Consider the following 17671-nt stretch of genomic DNA (forward strand, 5'->3'; position numbering starts at 1 on the left):
GCCACAATATTGTGGGTCTACACCCAAAATTCACACTACCGACGGGGGTCTGTCACGAAGCCCGCTGGTGCGCGAGGCGGCCGGCAACGTAGGTCGCCCGCACGGCCCGGTCGTCGCCCAGGGTCATCTGGACGAAGAGCTGCTCGGCGAAGTCGCGGGCCTGGTTCATGCGGAAATCGATGAGCGGCGTGGAGCGCATGTCGAGCACCACGAGGTCGGCCTCCATGCCCGGGGCGATGCTGCCGATCCGATCCTCCAGGTAGAGGGCGCGCGCCGAGCCCCGGGTCGACAGATAGTAGGCGTGGCCGGCGGACAGGGCGTGGCCGTTGAGCTGGGCGGCCTTGTAGGCCGCGCCCAGGGTGGCGAGGATCGAGAAGGACGTGCCGGCACCGATGTCGGTGCCCAGGCCGACGCGGATCGGGCGTGCCGGGTCGAGCGCCCGCGTCAGGTCGAAGGCACCGCTGCCGAGGAAGAAGTTCGAGGTCGGGCAGTGGGCGATGGCGGCGCCGCTTCCGTGCAGGCGCTGCAGCTCGTCGTCCTCCAGCCAGATTCCATGTCCGAACACGGCGCGCCGTCCGCATAGGCCGTGATGATCGTAGACGTCGAGATAGTGACGCCGGTCGGGAAACTGCTCGCGGATCCAGGCGACCTCGGCCCGGGTCTCGGCGATGTGGGTCTGCATCAGGCAGTCGCCATGCGCCCGCCACAGCGCGCCGGCGGCGGCGAGCTGCTCGGGAGAGCTGGTGCCGGCGAAGCGCGGCGTGATCGCGTAGAGCAGGCGGCCGCGACCGTGCCAGCGCGCGATTAGGGCGGCCGAGTCGTCGTAGCCCGACTGCGCCGTGTCGCGCAGCCCGTCGGGGGCGTTGCAGTCCATCAGGACCTTGCCTGCCGCGAGCCGGAGGCCCAGCGCCTCGGCCTCCTCGAACAGCACATCGACGGAATGCGGATGGACCGTGCAGTAGACGCAGCTCGTTGTGACGCCGTTGCGCAGGCACTCGCGCAGGAACACGCGAGCGACGCTGCGCGCATATCCCCGGTCGGCGAACTTGAGCTCCGTGGGGAAGGTATAGGTCTCGAGCCATTCGAGGAGCTGGGCGCCGTAGGCGGCGATCATCGGCGTCTGCGGAAAATGGACATGGCAGTCGACGAAGCCGGCCGAGATCAGCGAGTCCTTGCCGTAGTCGACGATGTCCGTCCCCGCCGGCAGCTCGGCGGCGACCTGGCCGGCCGGCCCGAAACGGGTGATGCGGCCGTCCGCCATGACGACCATGCCGTCCGGCTCGTGCACCATCGTCCGCTCCAGGCCGTCGCGGAACGGGTCGCCGGTGAACGTGAGCACGGGACCGCGCAGGGCAAGCGGGCGGCTCTGCTGGCCGTGCGTCGAGGCAGGCATCGTCATCGAGCGACCGGAGGAAGGACCACCCGCTACAGCCGACGGCGCCTGACCATCATCCCGGCCACCGCGCCGCCGATCAGCGAGGAGACCAGCATCAGGACACACAGGCCGACCACCGCCCAGATCGAATAGGTGATGGCCTTGGCACGGGCTTCGGCCACCGACTGGTCGACGGTCTTCTGCAGCCCGTCGATCCGCCGCTTCACGTCCTCGAGCAGGCCCTTGACCTCGGGCGGCAGCGTCATGGCCTTGACCTCGCCCGCCAGGCGCTCGGCGACCGGCGGCTTGTCCGGCGACGCAGGCGCCGGCGCCGTTTGCTGCGCGAGCGCCGCCGGCATCGCGACATCCGACACGCGCCCGGCGAAGAAGCCGATGGCGACCAACAGCAGGGCCGAAACGAAGGTTCGCAGGACTCTGGTCATGGATGGTCTCCCCTCAGGACGGCCCGACGCCGCGAACGACCCGCGCGTGGCGCCGCCCGGTCCGATCCGCCCAGCCTAGCGTCCGCTCCGCCGCGAGGAAACCGGACGCGCTCACGCGAGGGGCAGCTTCTCCATGAGGCCCTGTCGCGTGGAGGCCCTGTCGCGTGTTCCGCGTGCCTTCGGTATCGGCGCCGCTCTCCGGACTCCGACGCGCCTACTTCTGATAGGCGCGCACCTTGGCCTGGTGGGCGCGGGCGGCGCCGGTGAGCATGGGAAGGTCGTTGCCGGCCAGGATCAGCTTCATGCCCTTGCCGGTGTAGAGCTGCAGCAGTTCCTCGCTGTAGGCGCCGCCCATGCCCGGCCACTTCTTGTGCTTCGTGCAGGCCGCCACGACCTTGTCGACGGCAGCCTGGACTTTCTCGTGGCCGGTCTGCCCGGGGATTCCCATCTCCATGGACAGGTCGCTCGAGCCGACCAGCAGGCAGTCGATCCCGGGAACGGCAGCGATCGCCTCGGCATTCTCGACCGCCTTGGGCGTCTCGATCATCACGGTGATCAGCGTGTTCGCGTCGCTCTTCTCGGTCATCTCGCCGAGCGGCATCGGCGCGTAGTCGAACTGCGCCTGCCCGCCGCCGACCGAGCGATGGCCGCGCGGCGGATAGCGCAGACGGTCGGCGATCTCGCGCGCCTCCTCGGGCGTGTCGACGTGGGGGATGACGATGCCGAGCGCGCCGCCGTCCAGCACGCGGGTCGCCATGGCGAGCTCGCCGTAGGGCACGCGCACGATCGGCGCGATGCCGGAATCCTGGGCCGCGACCGAGATCTCGCACGCCGTCTCGATCGACATGGCGCCATGCTCGAGGTCGAGGAACAGCCAGTCGAAGCCCGCTGACTTCATGACCTTGATGATGTCGACGTTGCGCACCAGCCGCACGCCGATGCCGATCGCGAGCTCGCCTTTGCGCAGCCGCGCCTTGGCGGCGTTGATCGCATGAGCCATGTTTCCCCCTATGTGCCCGCCGGATCGAGTTTGCGAGAGGCTAGACGCCATGACCTTCCATGTCGAACGAATCGACCACGTCGTGCTGCGGGTCCGCGACCTCGCCGGCATGGTGAGCTTCTACGAGACGGTGCTGGGATTCCGTGTCGAGCGCACGCTCGAGCGCCTGGGCCTTGTGCAGATGCGGGCCGGCGCCTCGATGCTCGACCTGATCGCCGGCGAACGGCCCCGGGCCGGCGCCAACATGGACCATCTATGCTTCCGCATCGCGCCCTTCGATCGTGACGCCATCGTCACGCGCCTCGCGCCCTTCGGCATCGAGGTCGGCGAGACCGTCGAGCGCTACGGTGCCGAGGGCAATGGGCCGTCCGTCTATTTCCATGATCCCGAGGGGAATCAGATCGAACTCAAGGGCCCGTCGCATTAGGGCTTGGCCGTTTCATCCGATGTGCTAGCTTGGTCCTAACGGGGAATGCACTGCCGCCTCAAGAATGCGGCGCGTCCATGGGAGGAAATTGATGGCTACACGCTCAATGCGCGTTGCGTTTGCGACTGGGTCGATCGCTGCGCTTGTTCTGGCAGCAGCACCTGCCTTCGCTCAGAAGCAGGGCGGCACGCTCAAGGTCACGCATCGCGACAATCCGCCGAGCGCCTCGATTCACGAAGAGGCGACGATCTCGACCATCATGCCGTTCATGTCGGTCTTCAACAATCTCGTGATGTTCGATCCCAACGAGAAGCTGAACTCGGCGGACAAGATCGTTCCCGACCTGGCCGAGAGCTGGTCGTGGAGCCCGGACAAGACCAAGCTCACCTTCAAGCTCAGGCAGGGCGTGAAGTGGCATGACGGAAAGCCCTTCTCGGCCAACGACGTCAAGTGCACGTTCGACGCGTTGATGGGCAAGGAGGACGAGAAGTCCAAGGAGCTGCTGCGCAAGAATCCGCGCAAGGTCTGGTACATGAACCTCAAGGAAGTGTCCGTGGGCTCGCCCACCGAGGTCACCTTCCAGCTGGGACGGCCGCAGCCGTCGTTCCTGGCGATGCTGGCCTCCGGCTACACGCCGGTCTATTCGTGCCACGTCGACGGTCGCGTCATGCGTTCCAAGCCCATCGGCACGGGACCGTTCAAGGTCGTGGACTTCAAGCGCAACGAATCGATCAAGCTCGCGCGCAATCCCGACTACTGGAAAAAGGGGCAGCCCTATCTCGACGCCATCGAGTTCAGGATCGTCCCCAATCGCAGCACGCGCGTGCTGGGCTTCGTGGCCGGTGAATTCGACCTGACGTTCGATTCCGACATCACCTTCCCCCTCTTGAAGGACGTCAAGGATCAGGCCCCCAACGCGGTTTGCGAGGCACGGCCCACCAACGTTCGCTCCAACCTGATCGTCAATCGCGACAAGGAGCCGTTCGACAATCCCAAGATCCGCGAGGCTCTGGTCCTGGCGATCGACCGCAAGCCGTTCAGCGAGATCCTGGCCCAGGGCCACGACCTGATCGGCGCGGCCATGCTGCCGCCGCCAGCCGGCGTATGGGGCATGCCGCCGGAGGAGATCGCGAAGCTGCCCGGCTACGGTCCGGACCCGGCGAAGGACATCGCCGAGGCTCAGAAGATCATGCAGAGCCTCGGTTACGGTCCCGACAAGCCGCTCAAGGTCAAGGTGGCCACGCGCAACATCGCCATCTATCGCGATCCCGCGGTCATCCTGATCGACCAGCTGAAGAAGATCTACGTCGAGGGTGAGCTCGACCCGATCGACACCACGGTGTGGTTCACCCGGGTGCAGCAGAAGAACTACCAGATCGGGCTGAACCTGACGGGCGCCGGCGTCGACGATCCGGATGTCATGTTCTTCGAGAACTTCTACAGCACGTCGTCGCGCAACTACACAGGCTACAACAATCCGGAGGTCGACAAGCTGATCGTCGCTCAGTCGTCCGAGACCGACAAGGCCAAGCGGATGAAGATGGTGGCCGACATCGAGGCAATCCTGACGAAGGACGCCGCGCGGCCAACCATCCTGCACAACGTCGCCAATACTTGCATGCAGCCGTCCGTGAAGGGGCTCGTCCTCCAGCACAACGGCATCTACAACGGGTGGCGCTTCGAGAGCGTCTGGCTGGACAAGTAGCCCCACCGACGACGGCCCGGGGCGCGAACGATGGGAGCCTACCTGACGCGTCGCATACTGCTGATGGCGCTGACATTGTTCGGAATGTCGGTGCTCATCTTCGTGATGCTGCGCCTGGTCCCGGGCGACATTGCCGACATCCTGGTCGACTCGGCGGGCATCGTCGATGCCGACGAGAAGGCCAGGATCGTCAAGGAGCTCGGCCTCGACCGGCCGATCTTCGACCAGTATCTCCAGTGGGTGGGCGGCTTGTTCCGTGGCGATCTGGGCTTCGCGTACGTCTCGGAACGCCCGGCCATGGAGGAGATCGCTCCCCGCATTCCGGTCAGCGCCAAGCTTGCGGCGCTGGCGCTGATCTATTCCGTGGTGCTCGGCGTGCCGCTCGGCGTCATCAGCGCGGTTCGCCAGAACACCGGCCTCGACTATTTCCTGCGCGTGATGAGTCTCAGCGGGCTCTCGTTGCCGTCGTTCTGGCTGGCGCTGCTGATCCTCATGGCGTCGGTCCAGTGGTTCGGGGTGATCCCCATCTACAACAACGAGCCGCGCAGCCTGATCGACGAGCTGCTCCTGCTCAGTGTGCCGGCGGCGGCTGTCGGCTTCCGCAGCTCCGCGCTGATCATGCGCCTCACGCGTTCGTCGATGCTGGAAGTGCTGCGCCAGGACTACATCCGCACCGCTCGATCGAAGGGGGCGTCGCAGACCTCGGTGAACTACCAGCACGCCCTGCGCAACGCGCTTCTGCCTGTCGTGACCATCATCGGCATCGAGGCGGCCTTCCTGATCGGCGGTCTGATCGTCACCGAAACCGTATTCAACATCCCGGGCGTCGCCCGCTTCCTGGTCGAGGCCATCCAGTGGCGCGACTATCCCATCGTCCAGAATCTGGTGATGCTGATCGCGTTCATCGTCGTGATGGTGAATTTCCTGGTCGACATGGCCTACATGGTGCTCGACCCCCGCATCAAGTACGCAGACTGAGGGATCATGGCCATCATCGACCATGACGCCGAACTCGCCCGCGCCGGCGCCAATGTCTCCGGCTTCTGGGGGCATTCGCTGCACCTGGCGCGTCGCTATCCGCTCGGTGCGGTCGGCGGGCTCATCGTGGTGCTCTTCGTCCTGACCGCGGTGTTCGCCAACGTCATCGCCCCGATTGACCCGTTGGACACCAACGCGCGGGCGTCGCTGGCGCCCCCCGGCGGCACGTTCTGGCTGGGCGCCGATTTCATGGGGCGCGACATGTTCAGTCGCATCGTCTACGGCGCGCGCATCTCGCTCGCCGTTGCGGCAGGCGCGACGTCGCTGGGCTTCGTGGCGGGCATCGCGATCGGCCTGGCGAGCGGATTCCTGGGCGGTTGGGTCGACCTCGCCACGCAGCGCCTGATGGACATCATGCAGGCCCTGCCGCTCCTGGTCCTGGCGCTGGTCATGGCGGCCTCGCTCGGCCCTTCGATCGAGAACACCATCATCGCGATCGCCGTCGCCCTCGTGCCGAACGTGGCGCGGGTGGTCCGCTCGAGCACGCTGTCGCTGCGCGAGCAGCCGTTCGTCGAGGCGGCGCGCGCCGTCGGCATGGGCGAGGTGCGGATCGCGGTCAGGCACGTCCTGCCCAACACGCTCGCGCCTCTCATCGTTCTGGCGACCGCGCAGCTCGGCTCGGCCATTCTTACCGAGGCGTCACTCTCCTTCCTCGGCCTGGGCATCCCCGAGCCCTATCCGTCCTGGGGCCGGATGCTTTCGGAGTCGGCGGCGGAGTACGTGCGGACGGCGCCGTGGCTCGTCATCTTTCCCGGTGTCGCGATCAGCCTGACCGTGTTCGGAACCAACCTGCTTGGAGATGCATTGCGCGACATCTTCGATCCCCGGGAGCGCACATGAGCGCTCTCCTCGAGGTCGAGGACCTCGGTACGTGGTTCTATACCCGGCAGGGTATCGTCAAGGCGGTGGACGGCGTCGACTTCCAGGTCGCCTCGGGCGAGACCCTGGCGATCGTTGGCGAATCCGGCTGCGGCAAGAGCATGACGGCGCTGTCGCTGATGCGGCTGATTCCCGACCCGCCGGGCCGCATCGTGTCGGGTGCCGTGCGACTCGCCGGACGCGACCTCCTCAAGATCAGCGAGGAGGAGATGCGCGACGTGCGCGGCAACGAGATCTCGATGATCTTCCAGGAGCCGATGACTTCGCTCAATCCGGTGATGACCATCGGCAAGCAGATCGCCGAGGCGCTGATCCTGCACCGCGACATGGACCGCAAGGCGGCGCTGAAGCGCGCCGTCGAGATGCTCGACCTCGTGCGCATCCCGGAACCCGCGCAGCGCGTCAGGGAGTACCCGCATCAGCTCTCGGGCGGCATGCGCCAGCGCGCCATGATCGCCATGGCACTGGCCTGCAATCCCAAGGTGCTCATCGCCGACGAGCCGACGACGGCGCTCGACGTCACCATCCAGGCCCAGATCCTGGAGCTGATCGTCGAGCTGCAGCGCGAGTTCGGCGCGGCGGTAATCCTGATCACCCACGATCTCGGCGTCGTCGCCGAGACGGCGCAGCGGGTCATCGTCATGTATGCCGGCCGCAAGGTCGAGGAGGCGGAGGTGGGCGAGCTGTTCGCCCGGCCGCTGCACCCCTACACGTCGGGGCTGCTGGCCTCGATCCCGCGGCTCGACCTGATGCGCGGCGGCACGTCGAGCAACGCGGAGCGGCTGCAGGAGATACCCGGCATCGTGCCGCCTCTGTTCGATCTGCCTCAGGGGTGTGCCTTCGCGCCGCGCTGTGGACGGGCCGACGACCATTGCCGGCGGGAGCGGCCGGCCTACGAGGAGAAGAGGACAGGCCACTGGGCGGCCTGCTGGCATACCGATGGCTGACGTCGTGAGGCCGGGCGCGAACCTTCCCGTCGTGGCGGTCAAGGACCTGAAGAAGCACTTCCCGGTCCGCAAGGGGCTGCTGCGCCGCACCGTCGGCCAGGTCTATGCCGTCGACGGGATCAGCTTCTCGATCGGCGTCGGCGAGACGCTGGGGCTGGTCGGCGAGAGCGGCTGCGGCAAGACGACCGCCGGCCGCGCGGTGCTGCGCCTGATCGAGCCGACCTCCGGCTCGATCGAGGTGGCCGGGACCGAGATCGTCGGCCTGTCGAAGTCCGAGATGCGGCCCTACCGGAGGCAGATGCAGATCATCTTCCAGGATCCGTTCTCGTCGCTGAACCCGCGCATGACGGCGGGCGAGATCGTGGGCGAGCCGCTGATGGTGCATGGCGTCGCCAACCGGCGCGAGCGCAGCGAGCAGGTCGCGGACCTGTTCGCCCGCGTGGGCCTCAGGCCGGCCCAGATGACCAACTACCCGCACCAGTTCTCGGGCGGCCAGCGCCAGCGCATCGGCATCGCCCGGGCGCTCGCGCTCGGGCCCAAGCTGATCGTCGGCGACGAGCCGGTATCGGCGCTCGACGTGTCGATCCAGGCGCAGGTTATCAACCTGCTGCAGGACCTGCAGCGCGAGCGCCAGCTTTCGTATCTCTTCATCTCGCACAACCTCGCGGTCGTGGAGCACATCAGCCACCACATCGCGGTCATGTATCTCGGCCGCATCGTCGAATATGCCGACACGCGCTCGATCTTCACCCGGCCGCAGCATCCCTACACCGAGGCGCTGCTGTCGGCCGTGCCGGTGCCGGACCCGTCGATCCGGCGCAAGAAGATGGTGCTGCAGGGCGACGTGCCGAGCCCGGTCAAGCCGCCGTCCGGGTGCCACTTCCACACCCGCTGCCCCTATGCGGTCGAGCGCTGCCGGGTCGAATCGCCACCGCTGCGCGAAATCGCGCCGGGACATCAGGTCTCCTGCCACTTGCGGTAGAGCGCGCGCGGCCCGGCCGATTCCAGCCGAACTCCCGATGCTATAGAGTGCCTCCCATCACGGAGGAAACGAGATCATGGCGGACTGGGATTATGTGATCGTGGGCGGCGGCTCGGCGGGCTGCGTTCTCGCCAACCGCCTGAGCGAGGATGCCAACGTCAAGGTCCTGCTGCTCGAGGCCGGGCCGCCCGACAAGTCGATGTGGATCGAGATTCCTGCCGGCTTCACCAAGCTCCTGAACCACAAGACCTTCAACTGGAACTTCGAGATGGAGGCCGAGGAGGGCATGGCCGGCCGGCGCATTCCCTGCCCGCGCGGCCGCACGCTGGGCGGCTCGAGCTCGATCAACGGCATGCTCTACGTGCGCGGCCAGCCGCTCGACTACGACACGTGGGGGCAGCTCGGCAATCGCGGCTGGTCCTACTCGCAGATCCTGCCCTACTTCAAGAAGTCGGAAAATTTCGAGCGCGGCGGCGACGACAGCCGCGGCAAGGGCGGGCCGCTGAACGTCGCCGACATGTGCGACACCCATGAGCTGTGCGACGCCTTCATCGACGCTGCCGCGGCGAGCGGCTATCCCAAGAACAAGGACTACAACAACGGCGACCAGGAAGGCTTCGGCTACTACCAGGTGACGATGAAGAACGGCAGGCGTCAGTCGACGGCGCGTGCCTTCCTCGATCCCGTGCGTGGCCGGCCCAACCTCAAGATCGAGACCGACGCGCTGGTGCGCAACGTTATCCTGGACGGCAAGCGCTGCGTCGGCGTCGCCTACAGCGTGCACGGCATGCCGCTCGAGGCCCGGGTCAATCGCGAGGTCATCGTCTCCTGCGGCGCGGTGCAATCGCCGGGCGTGCTCGAGCATTCCGGCATCGGCCAGCCCGAGCTGCTGCGCCGCCACGGCATCGAGGTGAAGCACGAGCTGCCGGGCGTCGGCGAGAACTACGGCGACCATTTCGCGCCGCGCATGAACTGGCGGGTCAAGCTGCCGATCACGCTGAACGAGCAGACGCGCGGGCTCAACCTCGTGAGGGAGGTGGTCAAGTACTACACTACGGGCCGCGGCGCGCTCGCCCTGACCGCCGGCGTCGTCTACGGGTTCGTGCGCACGCGGCCGGGCCTGGAATCGCCCGACATGCAGTTCCACATGGCCCATGCCAGCTACGACACGGCGCAAAAGCGGCTGCTGGAGAAGGAGCCCGGCATGACCGTGGTGATCGGCCAGTGCCGGCCCGATTCGCGCGGATCGATCCACATCAAGTCGGCGACGCCGGGCGTGGAGCCGGCCATCCGGCCGAACTTCCTGTCGGCCCAGATCGACCGCGACGCGGTGGTCGCCGGCATGCAGATCGCCCGCAAGATCGTCTCGCATCCGTCGATGGAGAAGTACATCGCCTTCGAGAACAACCCGGGCAAGGACGTGAACAGCTACGACGAATGGCTCGACTTCGCCCGCGGCAACGGCCAGACGACCTACCACGTCATCGGGACCTGCAAGATGGGCCGCGACCCGATGGCGGTGGTCGACGATCGCCTGCGGGTGCACGGCATCGCCGGGCTGCGGGTGATCGACGCCTCGATCATGCCGACCGTGCCGTCGGGCAACACCAATGCTCCGACGATCATGGTGGCGGAGAAGGGGGCGGATATGGTCAAAGAGGATGCCAGGGCCGGCCTCAAGGCGGCCGCCTAACCAGGGAGACCGCGGTGAAGCCGTTGACGACCGTTCTTGCCCTTTGCGGGCTGATCACAGCCGTGGCGGCGTGCAACGGCAATTCCAACCCGCTGTCGCTCTCCTACAAGCCCGAGAGCAAGGACGACCTGCTGGCCGATTCGGGGTTCAAGGTCTACTCCCTGAACACCCCGGCCAAGGTGGCGGCCTTCAAGAAGCTGCCGGCGCACCGCCTGACCCAGACGACCTTCAAGGGCCGCCAAGTCTGGGTCTATCCCGACCGCAACGTCTGCGGCTGCCTCTATATCGGCTCGCAGCAGGCCTACCAGACCTTCCTCAAGAAGGGCCGCGAGCAGATGGTCGATACCGCGGCCAACCGCATGTACGACCCCGATCCGGGCGACCCGTACAACCCGACCGCGACCATGGCCAGCCTCGATTGGGGCGACGCCTGGGACGACGCCGACGCCTACGGGCTCTACATCAACTGAAGCGGTACGGCCGCAGCCATGCTGCTGCGGTCGATGCTGTGACCTGCGAGACCTCGGTGGCACCGCCTTGCCACAACGGGCAGCCGTGGTGGCGGCACATCCACGCCGATCTTGAACCGGCTCTTGGATGTGTATAGTAGTTGCCTTCCATACACATCGCGCCGGATGCCACGTGAGAACCAACATCGACATCGACGACGAGTTGCTGGAGCGTGCCATGGCCTTGACGGGCCTGACCACGAAGCGGGCAACCGTCGAGGAAGGGTTGCGTCTTCTGGTGCGCGTGAACCGGCAAGCCAGGGCGTTGGCGGACATCAAGGGCCTTGGCTGGCAGGGTGACCTCGATCGCATGCGTCGGGACCGTCAACCGGGCGAGAGATGATCCTGGTCGACAGCTCGATCTGGATTGCGCACCTGAGAGGCAAGGCGACGGCAGGGACGAGGACGCTCGAGGCCGCCGCCGCGCGGGAACCCTTGCTGGTCGGCGATCTCATCCTGCTGGAGGTCCTTCAAGGCGCCCGGGACGACGGCCAGGCGGCTCGAATCGAACGCGCGCTTCGAGAGTATGCCGTCGTCCCGCTGCTCGATGATCGTCTGGCCGTGCAAGCCGCCCGAAACTATCGGCGCCTTCGGGATTTGGGCATGACGGTCCGGAAGACCGCCGATCTCATCATCGGCACGTTCTGCATCGAGCATGGCCACGCGCTGCTGCACGATGACCGCGACTTCGAGCCGATGGAGACGCATCTCGGTCTCAGGACGGTTCGAGATCCCTGATCCCCGATTGGCGCCGTCCCCGCGAAGACTTCACCCGCCCAGCAGCGCCGGTGCGGCCTTGACCTCCTGGCGCTCGACCTTCTTCACGATGTCGGTCAGCTTCGCGTGGGTCGGCGCCGGCACGCCGATGTAGGTGCCGCGCTCGGCGACGTAGCCGTTCATGAACTCGATCTCGGTGCGCCGCCCCTTGCGGATGTCCTGCGCCATCGATGGCCGCTGGATGTCGGCGCGCGGGTTGGGATTGGTGTTGGAGCCGGGCCGCAGGATCGTCTCGATCTCGTCGAGCGCCGCCTTGTCGCCTTCCGAGGCCTTGGCCAAGGTCTCGGGCTCCATCTTGCCGATCTTCTCGATGTGGTAGCCCAGCGCCTGGCCGACTCGGACCGCCTCGCCGCCGAGCTTGATCGAGAAGCGGCGGATCGCATCGTTGCGGTCGCAGTCGGCGCCGGTGAGCCCGGTGGCGGCCGACACGCCGTTCTTCATGCCGTTCTGGCAGAGCTTGGACCAGCGCTCGCCCCACAGGTTGGTGGTCGTCTTGGCGCTGTCGATGCGGCCCACCATGTCGCGCAGCTCCTCGACCCGCCTGGTCAGGCGGCCGTGGACCTCGCCGACCCGGAACACCGTGTGCTTGTCGCCGCCCTTGGCGACGGTGCGGCGGATGCGGGCGGCCTCGAACATGTCGACCGAGATCAGCGACGCCACCATGCCCACGGTCTTGCCCCAGCCGACGACGCCGGCGATGCGCTCCTCGTTGAGGCAGTTCTGCAGCGACACGACGTAGCCGTCGGGCGCCAGGTACTGCTTGATCAGCGACGTCGCCCATTCGGTGTCGTAGGACTTCATGGAGACGAAGGCGATGTCGATCGGCTTCTGGCGCGACAGCGCCTCGACCTCGGTGAGATGCATGGTCTTGGCGTTCTTGACCGTGATCTTCTCCTCCGGCGTCACGCCGTCGAGCTCCAGGCCGCGGCTGCGGATCGTCTCGATGTTCTCCGGCCAGAAGTCGATCAGGGTGACGTCCTCGCCGGTATGGGCGAGCCAGCCGCCGACATAACCGCCCAGCGCGCCCGTTCCGACGACCGCAATCCGCTTGCCCATGATTTCCTCCTCAGGCTGCCGGCAGCCTGGCGAGGAACGCCTCGACTGCCTGATTGAACAGCGCGGGCTGGTGCAGGTTCGCCGCATGGCCCGCGTCCGGAATGACCGCCTTCTCGGCGCCCTTGATCTTGGCCGCCATGTAGTCGGTGGCGGCAAGGAAATTCGTGTCGTTGGCGCCCACCAGCACGAGGGTCGGCACGGCAACCTTGTCGAGCGACTGGATCACCCGGTCGTTCTCCTGGGCCAGCATGCCGCGGGCGGCGCGGGCGAGGCCCGTGGCGTCACGGTGACGCGTGAGCCTGACCTCGTCGCTGGTGTTGAGCGCGGCCAGGCCCTTGGCTTCCAGACCGGCCGCGCGCTGGTGCGCCGTCTCGTTCCACTTGGCGCGCGCCTCGTCCTTCTTGAAGCCGGGCCCGGTGTCGAACAGCATCAGTGCGCGCACGCGCTCGGGATGGGAGGCGGCGAAGGCGAGCGACATGTAGCCGCCCAGCGACAGGCCGGCGACGATCGCCGTCTTCGCCCCGACCTGGTCGAGCAGCACCTCCATGTCGCCCACGGTGAGGGCTTCCGAGTAGCAGGACGGGTCGGCCGGATAGTCCGACTCGCCATGACCGCGCATGTCCCAGACGACGACCTGGTAGCGGTCCTTCAGCGCAGCGATCTGGCCGTCCCACATGCGCGCCGTCGAGCTGTAGCCGTGGCTCAGCAGAACGGTCGGGCCGCTGCCATGGACCTCGTAGTGGATCCTGACGCCATTGCGGTCGAGCTTGGCCATGGTCCTCTCCTATGGTGCGACGCGCGGCTCTTTGTGGGCCCGTTCGACGTAGCGCTCGGCGTCCTCGGCCAGCAGCAGCCGGTCCTTCAGCAGGGCGGCGACCGCCGCCTCGACCTTCGACACATAGTCGGCCCCGCTCGTGTAGCGCTCGGCGACCGACGGGCGCGGATCGCCCGAGGCCTGGCGCGCCGCCCTGTCGGCCGGGAACGGGAGGCACGAGCCGTCGCGGTCGGCCAGCTCGCCCGCGGGGTAGGGCGGCTTGTACTCGTTCCAGCCGGTGTAGGTGGCGAGCGGCACGGCGATGTCGGGCAGGCGGATGCCGGCGGCCTCGTTGCCGTCGCCGTCGACCTTGCAGACCAGCGTGCGATAGGCCTTCTTCGGCGGCGCGGGAGTCACCCAGTCGCCCGGCGGCGCCACCTGGTTGGTGACCTTGACCACGGCCGCGCCGGGCACGGCGGGGAAGCCCGTCTTGCCCGGCTCCACCAGCGTGCCGGCCGCCAGCGTCGGCACGCGGCTGGGCGGCGGCTCCTTGCCCGACACGACCCAGTCGTCGAGCGCGACCAGCAGCGCGCGCACCGCCGGCATCGGGTTGTGCGGGTTGCGCGGATTGACGTTGGGGCCGGCGTCCGTCGTGGCGCCGGCTCGACCGCCATGCTGGGTGCCGGCGATCATGTAGATCCGCGAATTCCCGGGCGGCGTCAGGTCCCGGGTGCCGAGCGGATCGGTGTGCAGCAGTGAGGCGCCCTTCTGCCAGTACTCGGTCGAGGTGTTGGTCTCGATCAGCAGCGGGTCGGAGCCGTCACCGCGGAACAGCGAGCCCTTCCGGCCGGTCAGCGGATCGTCGACCGTCGCCGTCGAGAAGGGGAACTCGTTCTCGGGGAAGAAGTGGTCCTCGTGCTGCGTGCCGGTGCGGGCCGGCTGGGCGAACGGTGCGTTGAAGAAGATGCGGCCGACGCCGGCGATGTGGCTCAGGATGCCGTCGAAGACGCGGCGGCCTTCCTCGTCGCGGTTGAAGCCCTCGGAGATGTGGTTGCGCAGGTAGCGGCCGGCCTGGGAGAAGCCGATGGCGAGCGCATGGCCGATCGGCCCGCCGGTCGCGGCACGACCGGCCGGGTCGTGGCGCAGATGGCTCACCAGGTCGCGGGTCGCGGCGAAGCCCAGCGCCTGCACCTTGGGATTCTTCGCCTCGTAGTGGAACTCGTAGATCCAGCCCGGCCTGGGCTTCGTGCCTTCGCGCAGCTTGATCGTGCGGGCGTCGACGAAGGACCACTGGTTGAGCGGCAGTTCGCGCGGCTCGTCGTCGGCGCGTTCGCGCAGCGTCAGCCGGCAGCGCGGCTGCTCCGGCGTGGCGGCTTCATGCGACAGCTTGAAGGCCTCGAGGGCGCCGCCGCGCGTGCCCGAGACGAACTCGTCGCGCACCGCCTGGACGATCGGCTGGCCGTTGTCGGTGGCGACCGGCGCCGTCAGGCCGAGCCCCATGTTGGCGCGCGGGGCGTCGGGATCCCAGCCCGACCACACGATCGTGTAGCCCAGCCGCAGCGGGAAGCCGTTGCCGACGTCCTTTTCGGTCTTCGGGTCGTTCATGCCCTGTGGCCCGTCGGCGATGTTGCCGAACAGCATCTTGCGGCCGCGATTGTTGACCTCGTAGAGGATGCGGCCGTTGCCCTTCGCAGGGTCCCTGGGCCGCAGGATGAAGAAGTCGGTCGTGTACTCGACGCGCCCCCTTGCGTTCAGCGGCGCCTTGTCGATCAGGGCGATGCCCCGGTTGCCGGGATGGTTGGGATCGACCTCGCCGCGCGCCTTGCCGATCACGCGCTCGTAGGCACCCGCCGTGCCGAACGCGGCGCCATCGGCGAGCGGCTCGATCTTCTCGATGTCCAGGGAGATCAGCACTGGGCGCGGGCCTCTTTCCTGGCCTCTTCCGGCGGGAAGTTGAGCTCCACGCCGACGCCATCGGGATCGTAGAGGAAGATCTGGGCGGCGCCGGTACGCGGCACGACCTGCTCCCGGAACTTCACCTTCTTCGACTGCAGGCGCTGGCGCACGCCGGCCAAGTCGGTGGCGGCGAAGGCGATATGGTCGAAGCGGCCGGTGTCGTCGAACTTCTTCTCGGTGCCGCGCACGACGATGCCCTCGCGCGGCTGGCGGGCGCCCAGCAGGTGCACGGTCGGCACGCCGCCGGAATAGAGCCAGTAGCCGGGGAAGCCGAGGGGCGGCCGGTCGCCATTCTCCAGCCCCAGGACCTCGCAGTAGAAGTCCTTGGTGCGCTCGAGGTCGGACGGTTCGATCGTGTAGTGCTGCAGGATGCCCAGCGGCATGGTCCGTCTCCGGTCTGTCAGACGAAGGTGAGGTCGGCCTCGGCGCCCAGCATCCAGGCGCCCACCGTCTCGAAGTGGGACAGGCGCCCCTGGAGCTGCTGGGTGACCGTGTGGATGTCGCGGAAGCGGCGCTCCAGCGGATGGTTCTCGAAGATCGCCGTGGCGCCGGCGGCGTTGTAGGCGAAGTCGACGGCCTCGCGGGCGCGGTGGATGGCGTTGGTCGAGGCCATGCGGATGGTGATGCGCTGCTCGATGCTGAGCTTGTCGCCGGCCGAGACCTTCTTCCAGATCTCGGCGACCGACTGCAGCAGGAAGGCGCGGGCCGAGCGGATGCCGACCTCGACCTGGGCGAGGTTGGTCTGCACCACGGCATTGTCGCGGATCGGGCTCGACTTGCCGCGCGGGACCTTGTTGCGCGCCACGTCGATGAACGTGTCGAGGCTCGCCCGGGCGATGCCCAGCGCCACGCCGGAGAAGCCGAGCTCGTAGCAGGTCATGGCCGACATGCGGTAGAGCGGCCCGGGCTCGCGGCATTCCAGCTCGAACTCGCGCGTCATCGAATGGCCGGCCGGCACGAAATGGTCGGTGAGCGCGAACTGGTCGCTGGCCGTGCCGCGCAGGCCGACGACATTCCAGATGTCGGTCCATTCGACGGCGCTCGCCGGCACCAGCATGGTGCGCTCGACCGGCCGACCCTGCGCGTCGCGGCGCGGCGTGCCGTCGGCCTGGAAGATCGGGCAGTGGGCGCCGAGCCAGGTGGCGTGACGGCCGCCCGAGGCGAAGGCCCAGACGCCGGTCACCCGGTAGCCGCCCTCGCATTCGACGGCCCGCACCCGCGGACCGGGACCCCAGGCGAGGACGGCGCGCGGGTCGTCGCCGAAGATCGCCTGCGCCACCGGCAGGTCGAGATAGGCAGCCGACATGGCGCAGCCGCCGGCCTGGCTCAGGCACCAGGCGGTCGAGGCGTCGCCGCGGGCGATCGTCTCGATGACGTGGAAGAACGTGATGGGATCGGTCTCGATCCCGCCCGCGGAACGTGGCAGCAGCAGGCGGAACAGCCGCGCCTCGTGCAGCCGGTCGAGCAGGGCCGGCGGCAGCCGGCGCCCCTCCTCGATCTCGGCGGCCGTCGCCTCGACGACCGGCCGCAGCGCTTCCGCGGTGGAGATCACCGCCGTATCGCCCGCCAGGTCGGCGGCAGTCGGGATCAGCGTGTCCAAGACGATTCCTCCGAACGGGGCCTGTCAGTCGACGGCGGCCGGTCCGTGGCCGATCCGAGTCGGCGACATGCCCTTGGTTTCCTTCCCGCCGGAATGATAGACCGCCCCAGCCATCGGGAGCCAGTCATCGGGAGCCAGCCACCGGGACCGACGGAAGACGCAAGGATGTCAGACACGGCATTCCCCCTTGAGCCTCGATATTGGGAGCGGCTGCAGCGTACCGGCCCGTCGCTCCTGAGCGGCAACGCTACGCCCCGGACCTCGCCGGCGACAAAGGCTTTGCCCATCCTGGGACTGCCCCTCGAAATGCGACCCTGCAAGTCAGCAATGCCCGTGGACCGGCGACCCCCGACGGGACAGCGACGCGCCTGTTCCCGGCGGACGGTCCGTGCTCCAAGGCACGATGAGATTGGCTGGAACCAGCCAATCTCACCATGCCCTCCGGCAACCTACGACATTCGCGTGCGCGGATGAGATGAGGTGGAATCGTAAGCGATTCCACGTCATCTCATCCCGCTGTAGCTTCGCGC

General features: G+C 67.7%; 18 protein-coding genes. 10 read left to right on the top strand and 8 right to left on the bottom strand.

The window, feature by feature from the left end; genetic code table 11:
* Positions 1-52 precede the first annotated feature (52 nt).
* The 3 genes from guaD to ACO073_RS07565 all read right to left on the bottom strand — a co-directional run bounded on the left by guaD (position 53) and on the right by ACO073_RS07565 (position 2818).
* Positions 53-1399, bottom strand: coding sequence for a guanine deaminase (gene guaD, locus ACO073_RS07555; RefSeq protein ID WP_421996546.1), 1347 nt, complete (start codon positions 1397-1399; stop codon positions 53-55).
* Positions 1400-1425: 26 nt separating this feature from the next.
* Positions 1426-1818: a hypothetical protein gene (locus ACO073_RS07560; protein ID WP_421996547.1), complete on the bottom strand. Its 393-nt coding sequence runs from the start codon at positions 1816-1818 to the stop codon at positions 1426-1428.
* A gap of 214 nt (positions 1819-2032) precedes the next feature.
* Positions 2033-2818, bottom strand: a complete 786-nt coding sequence (locus tag ACO073_RS07565) for an HpcH/HpaI aldolase family protein (protein WP_421996548.1) — start codon at positions 2816-2818, stop codon at positions 2033-2035.
* Positions 2819-2867: 49 nt separating this feature from the next.
* On the opposite strand from ACO073_RS07565, the gene ACO073_RS07570 reads away from it, so the two are divergent.
* The 10 genes from ACO073_RS07570 to vapC all read left to right on the top strand — a co-directional run bounded on the left by ACO073_RS07570 (position 2868) and on the right by vapC (position 11736).
* Positions 2868-3245, top strand: coding sequence for a VOC family protein (locus tag ACO073_RS07570; protein ID WP_421996549.1), 378 nt, complete (start codon positions 2868-2870; stop codon positions 3243-3245).
* 106 nt (positions 3246-3351) lie between these two features.
* Entirely contained in the window at positions 3352-4950 is a 1599-nt protein-coding gene (locus ACO073_RS07575; protein WP_421996550.1) for an ABC transporter substrate-binding protein, read from the top strand.
* Between the two features lie 30 nt (positions 4951-4980).
* The gene (locus ACO073_RS07580) at positions 4981-5928 is read left to right on the top strand and encodes an ABC transporter permease (RefSeq protein ID WP_421996551.1); all 948 of its coding nucleotides are present in this window, start codon (positions 4981-4983) and stop codon (positions 5926-5928) included.
* 6 nt (positions 5929-5934) lie between these two features.
* A complete protein-coding gene (locus tag ACO073_RS07585) occupies positions 5935-6828 on the top strand; it encodes an ABC transporter permease (protein WP_421996552.1) in 894 nt (297 codons plus the stop codon).
* The gene (locus tag ACO073_RS07590; protein ID WP_421996553.1) at positions 6825-7814 is read left to right on the top strand and encodes an ABC transporter ATP-binding protein; all 990 of its coding nucleotides are present in this window, start codon (positions 6825-6827) and stop codon (positions 7812-7814) included. The genes ACO073_RS07585 and ACO073_RS07590 overlap by 4 nt, the downstream gene beginning before the upstream one ends.
* Entirely contained in the window at positions 7807-8796 is a 990-nt protein-coding gene (locus ACO073_RS07595; RefSeq protein ID WP_421996554.1) for an ABC transporter ATP-binding protein, read from the top strand. Before ACO073_RS07590 ends, ACO073_RS07595 begins: the two co-directional genes overlap by 8 nt.
* A 76-nt stretch (positions 8797-8872) precedes the next feature.
* Complete coding sequence (locus ACO073_RS07600) at positions 8873-10489, top strand: GMC family oxidoreductase (protein ID WP_421996555.1); 1617 nt, start codon at positions 8873-8875, stop codon at positions 10487-10489.
* 14 nt (positions 10490-10503) lie between these two features.
* Complete coding sequence (locus tag ACO073_RS07605; protein ID WP_421996556.1) at positions 10504-10959, top strand: hypothetical protein; 456 nt, start codon at positions 10504-10506, stop codon at positions 10957-10959.
* 172 nt (positions 10960-11131) lie between these two features.
* Positions 11132-11341, top strand: a complete 210-nt coding sequence (locus tag ACO073_RS07610) for a type II toxin-antitoxin system VapB family antitoxin (RefSeq protein ID WP_421996557.1) — start codon at positions 11132-11134, stop codon at positions 11339-11341.
* Positions 11338-11736 (top strand): type II toxin-antitoxin system VapC family toxin, encoded by a 399-nt coding sequence (gene vapC, locus ACO073_RS07615; RefSeq protein WP_421996558.1) that lies wholly within the window; start codon positions 11338-11340, stop codon positions 11734-11736. The genes ACO073_RS07610 and vapC overlap by 4 nt, the downstream gene beginning before the upstream one ends.
* Positions 11737-11766: 30 nt before the next feature.
* Here vapC and ACO073_RS07620 read toward each other — a convergent pair whose 3' ends face one another.
* The 5 genes from ACO073_RS07620 to ACO073_RS07640 are packed head-to-tail and all read right to left on the bottom strand — an operon-like array spanning position 11767 to position 17141.
* On the bottom strand, positions 11767-12831 hold the full coding sequence (locus ACO073_RS07620; RefSeq protein ID WP_421996559.1) for a ketopantoate reductase family protein: 1065 nt from the start codon (positions 12829-12831) through the stop codon (positions 11767-11769).
* 10 nt (positions 12832-12841) lie between these two features.
* Complete coding sequence (locus ACO073_RS07625) at positions 12842-13606, bottom strand: alpha/beta fold hydrolase (RefSeq protein ID WP_421996560.1); 765 nt, start codon at positions 13604-13606, stop codon at positions 12842-12844.
* A gap of 9 nt (positions 13607-13615) precedes the next feature.
* Positions 13616-15499, bottom strand: coding sequence for an alpha/beta hydrolase domain-containing protein (locus ACO073_RS07630; protein ID WP_421996561.1), 1884 nt, complete (start codon positions 15497-15499; stop codon positions 13616-13618).
* Complete coding sequence (locus tag ACO073_RS07635) at positions 15493-15924, bottom strand: VOC family protein (RefSeq protein ID WP_421996562.1); 432 nt, start codon at positions 15922-15924, stop codon at positions 15493-15495. The genes ACO073_RS07630 and ACO073_RS07635 overlap by 7 nt, the downstream gene beginning before the upstream one ends.
* Before the next feature lie 17 nt (positions 15925-15941).
* Positions 15942-17141: an acyl-CoA dehydrogenase family protein gene (locus ACO073_RS07640; protein WP_421996563.1), complete on the bottom strand. Its 1200-nt coding sequence runs from the start codon at positions 17139-17141 to the stop codon at positions 15942-15944.
* Positions 17142-17671: the final 530 nt, after the last annotated feature.

Origin of the sequence: Reyranella sp. (genome assembly GCF_965229815.1) — a bacterium.
In the GTDB taxonomy this organism is placed as follows: Bacteria; Pseudomonadota; Alphaproteobacteria; order Reyranellales; family Reyranellaceae; genus Reyranella.

What these genes read in the sequence shown, in the direction of transcription:
- guaD (WP_421996546.1), bottom strand. Translation starts at nt 1,399, where the DNA reads ATGACGATGCCTGCCTCGACGCACGGCCAGCAGAGCCGCCCGCTTGCC.
- ACO073_RS07560 (WP_421996547.1), bottom strand. Translation starts at nt 1,818, where the DNA reads ATGACCAGAGTCCTGCGAACCTTCGTTTCGGCCCTGCTGTTGGTCGCC.
- ACO073_RS07565 (WP_421996548.1), bottom strand. Translation starts at nt 2,818, where the DNA reads ATGGCTCATGCGATCAACGCCGCCAAGGCGCGGCTGCGCAAAGGCGAG.
- ACO073_RS07570 (WP_421996549.1), top strand. Translation starts at nt 2,868, where the DNA reads ATGACCTTCCATGTCGAACGAATCGACCACGTCGTGCTGCGGGTCCGC.
- ACO073_RS07575 (WP_421996550.1), top strand. Translation starts at nt 3,352, where the DNA reads ATGCGCGTTGCGTTTGCGACTGGGTCGATCGCTGCGCTTGTTCTGGCA.
- ACO073_RS07580 (WP_421996551.1), top strand. Translation starts at nt 4,981, where the DNA reads ATGGGAGCCTACCTGACGCGTCGCATACTGCTGATGGCGCTGACATTG.
- ACO073_RS07585 (WP_421996552.1), top strand. Translation starts at nt 5,935, where the DNA reads ATGGCCATCATCGACCATGACGCCGAACTCGCCCGCGCCGGCGCCAAT.
- ACO073_RS07590 (WP_421996553.1), top strand. Translation starts at nt 6,825, where the DNA reads ATGAGCGCTCTCCTCGAGGTCGAGGACCTCGGTACGTGGTTCTATACC.
- ACO073_RS07595 (WP_421996554.1), top strand. Translation starts at nt 7,807, where the DNA reads ATGGCTGACGTCGTGAGGCCGGGCGCGAACCTTCCCGTCGTGGCGGTC.
- ACO073_RS07600 (WP_421996555.1), top strand. Translation starts at nt 8,873, where the DNA reads ATGGCGGACTGGGATTATGTGATCGTGGGCGGCGGCTCGGCGGGCTGC.
- vapC (WP_421996558.1), top strand. Translation starts at nt 11,338, where the DNA reads ATGATCCTGGTCGACAGCTCGATCTGGATTGCGCACCTGAGAGGCAAG.
- ACO073_RS07620 (WP_421996559.1), bottom strand. Translation starts at nt 12,831, where the DNA reads ATGGGCAAGCGGATTGCGGTCGTCGGAACGGGCGCGCTGGGCGGTTAT.
- ACO073_RS07625 (WP_421996560.1), bottom strand. Translation starts at nt 13,606, where the DNA reads ATGGCCAAGCTCGACCGCAATGGCGTCAGGATCCACTACGAGGTCCAT.
- ACO073_RS07635 (WP_421996562.1), bottom strand. Translation starts at nt 15,924, where the DNA reads ATGCCGCTGGGCATCCTGCAGCACTACACGATCGAACCGTCCGACCTC.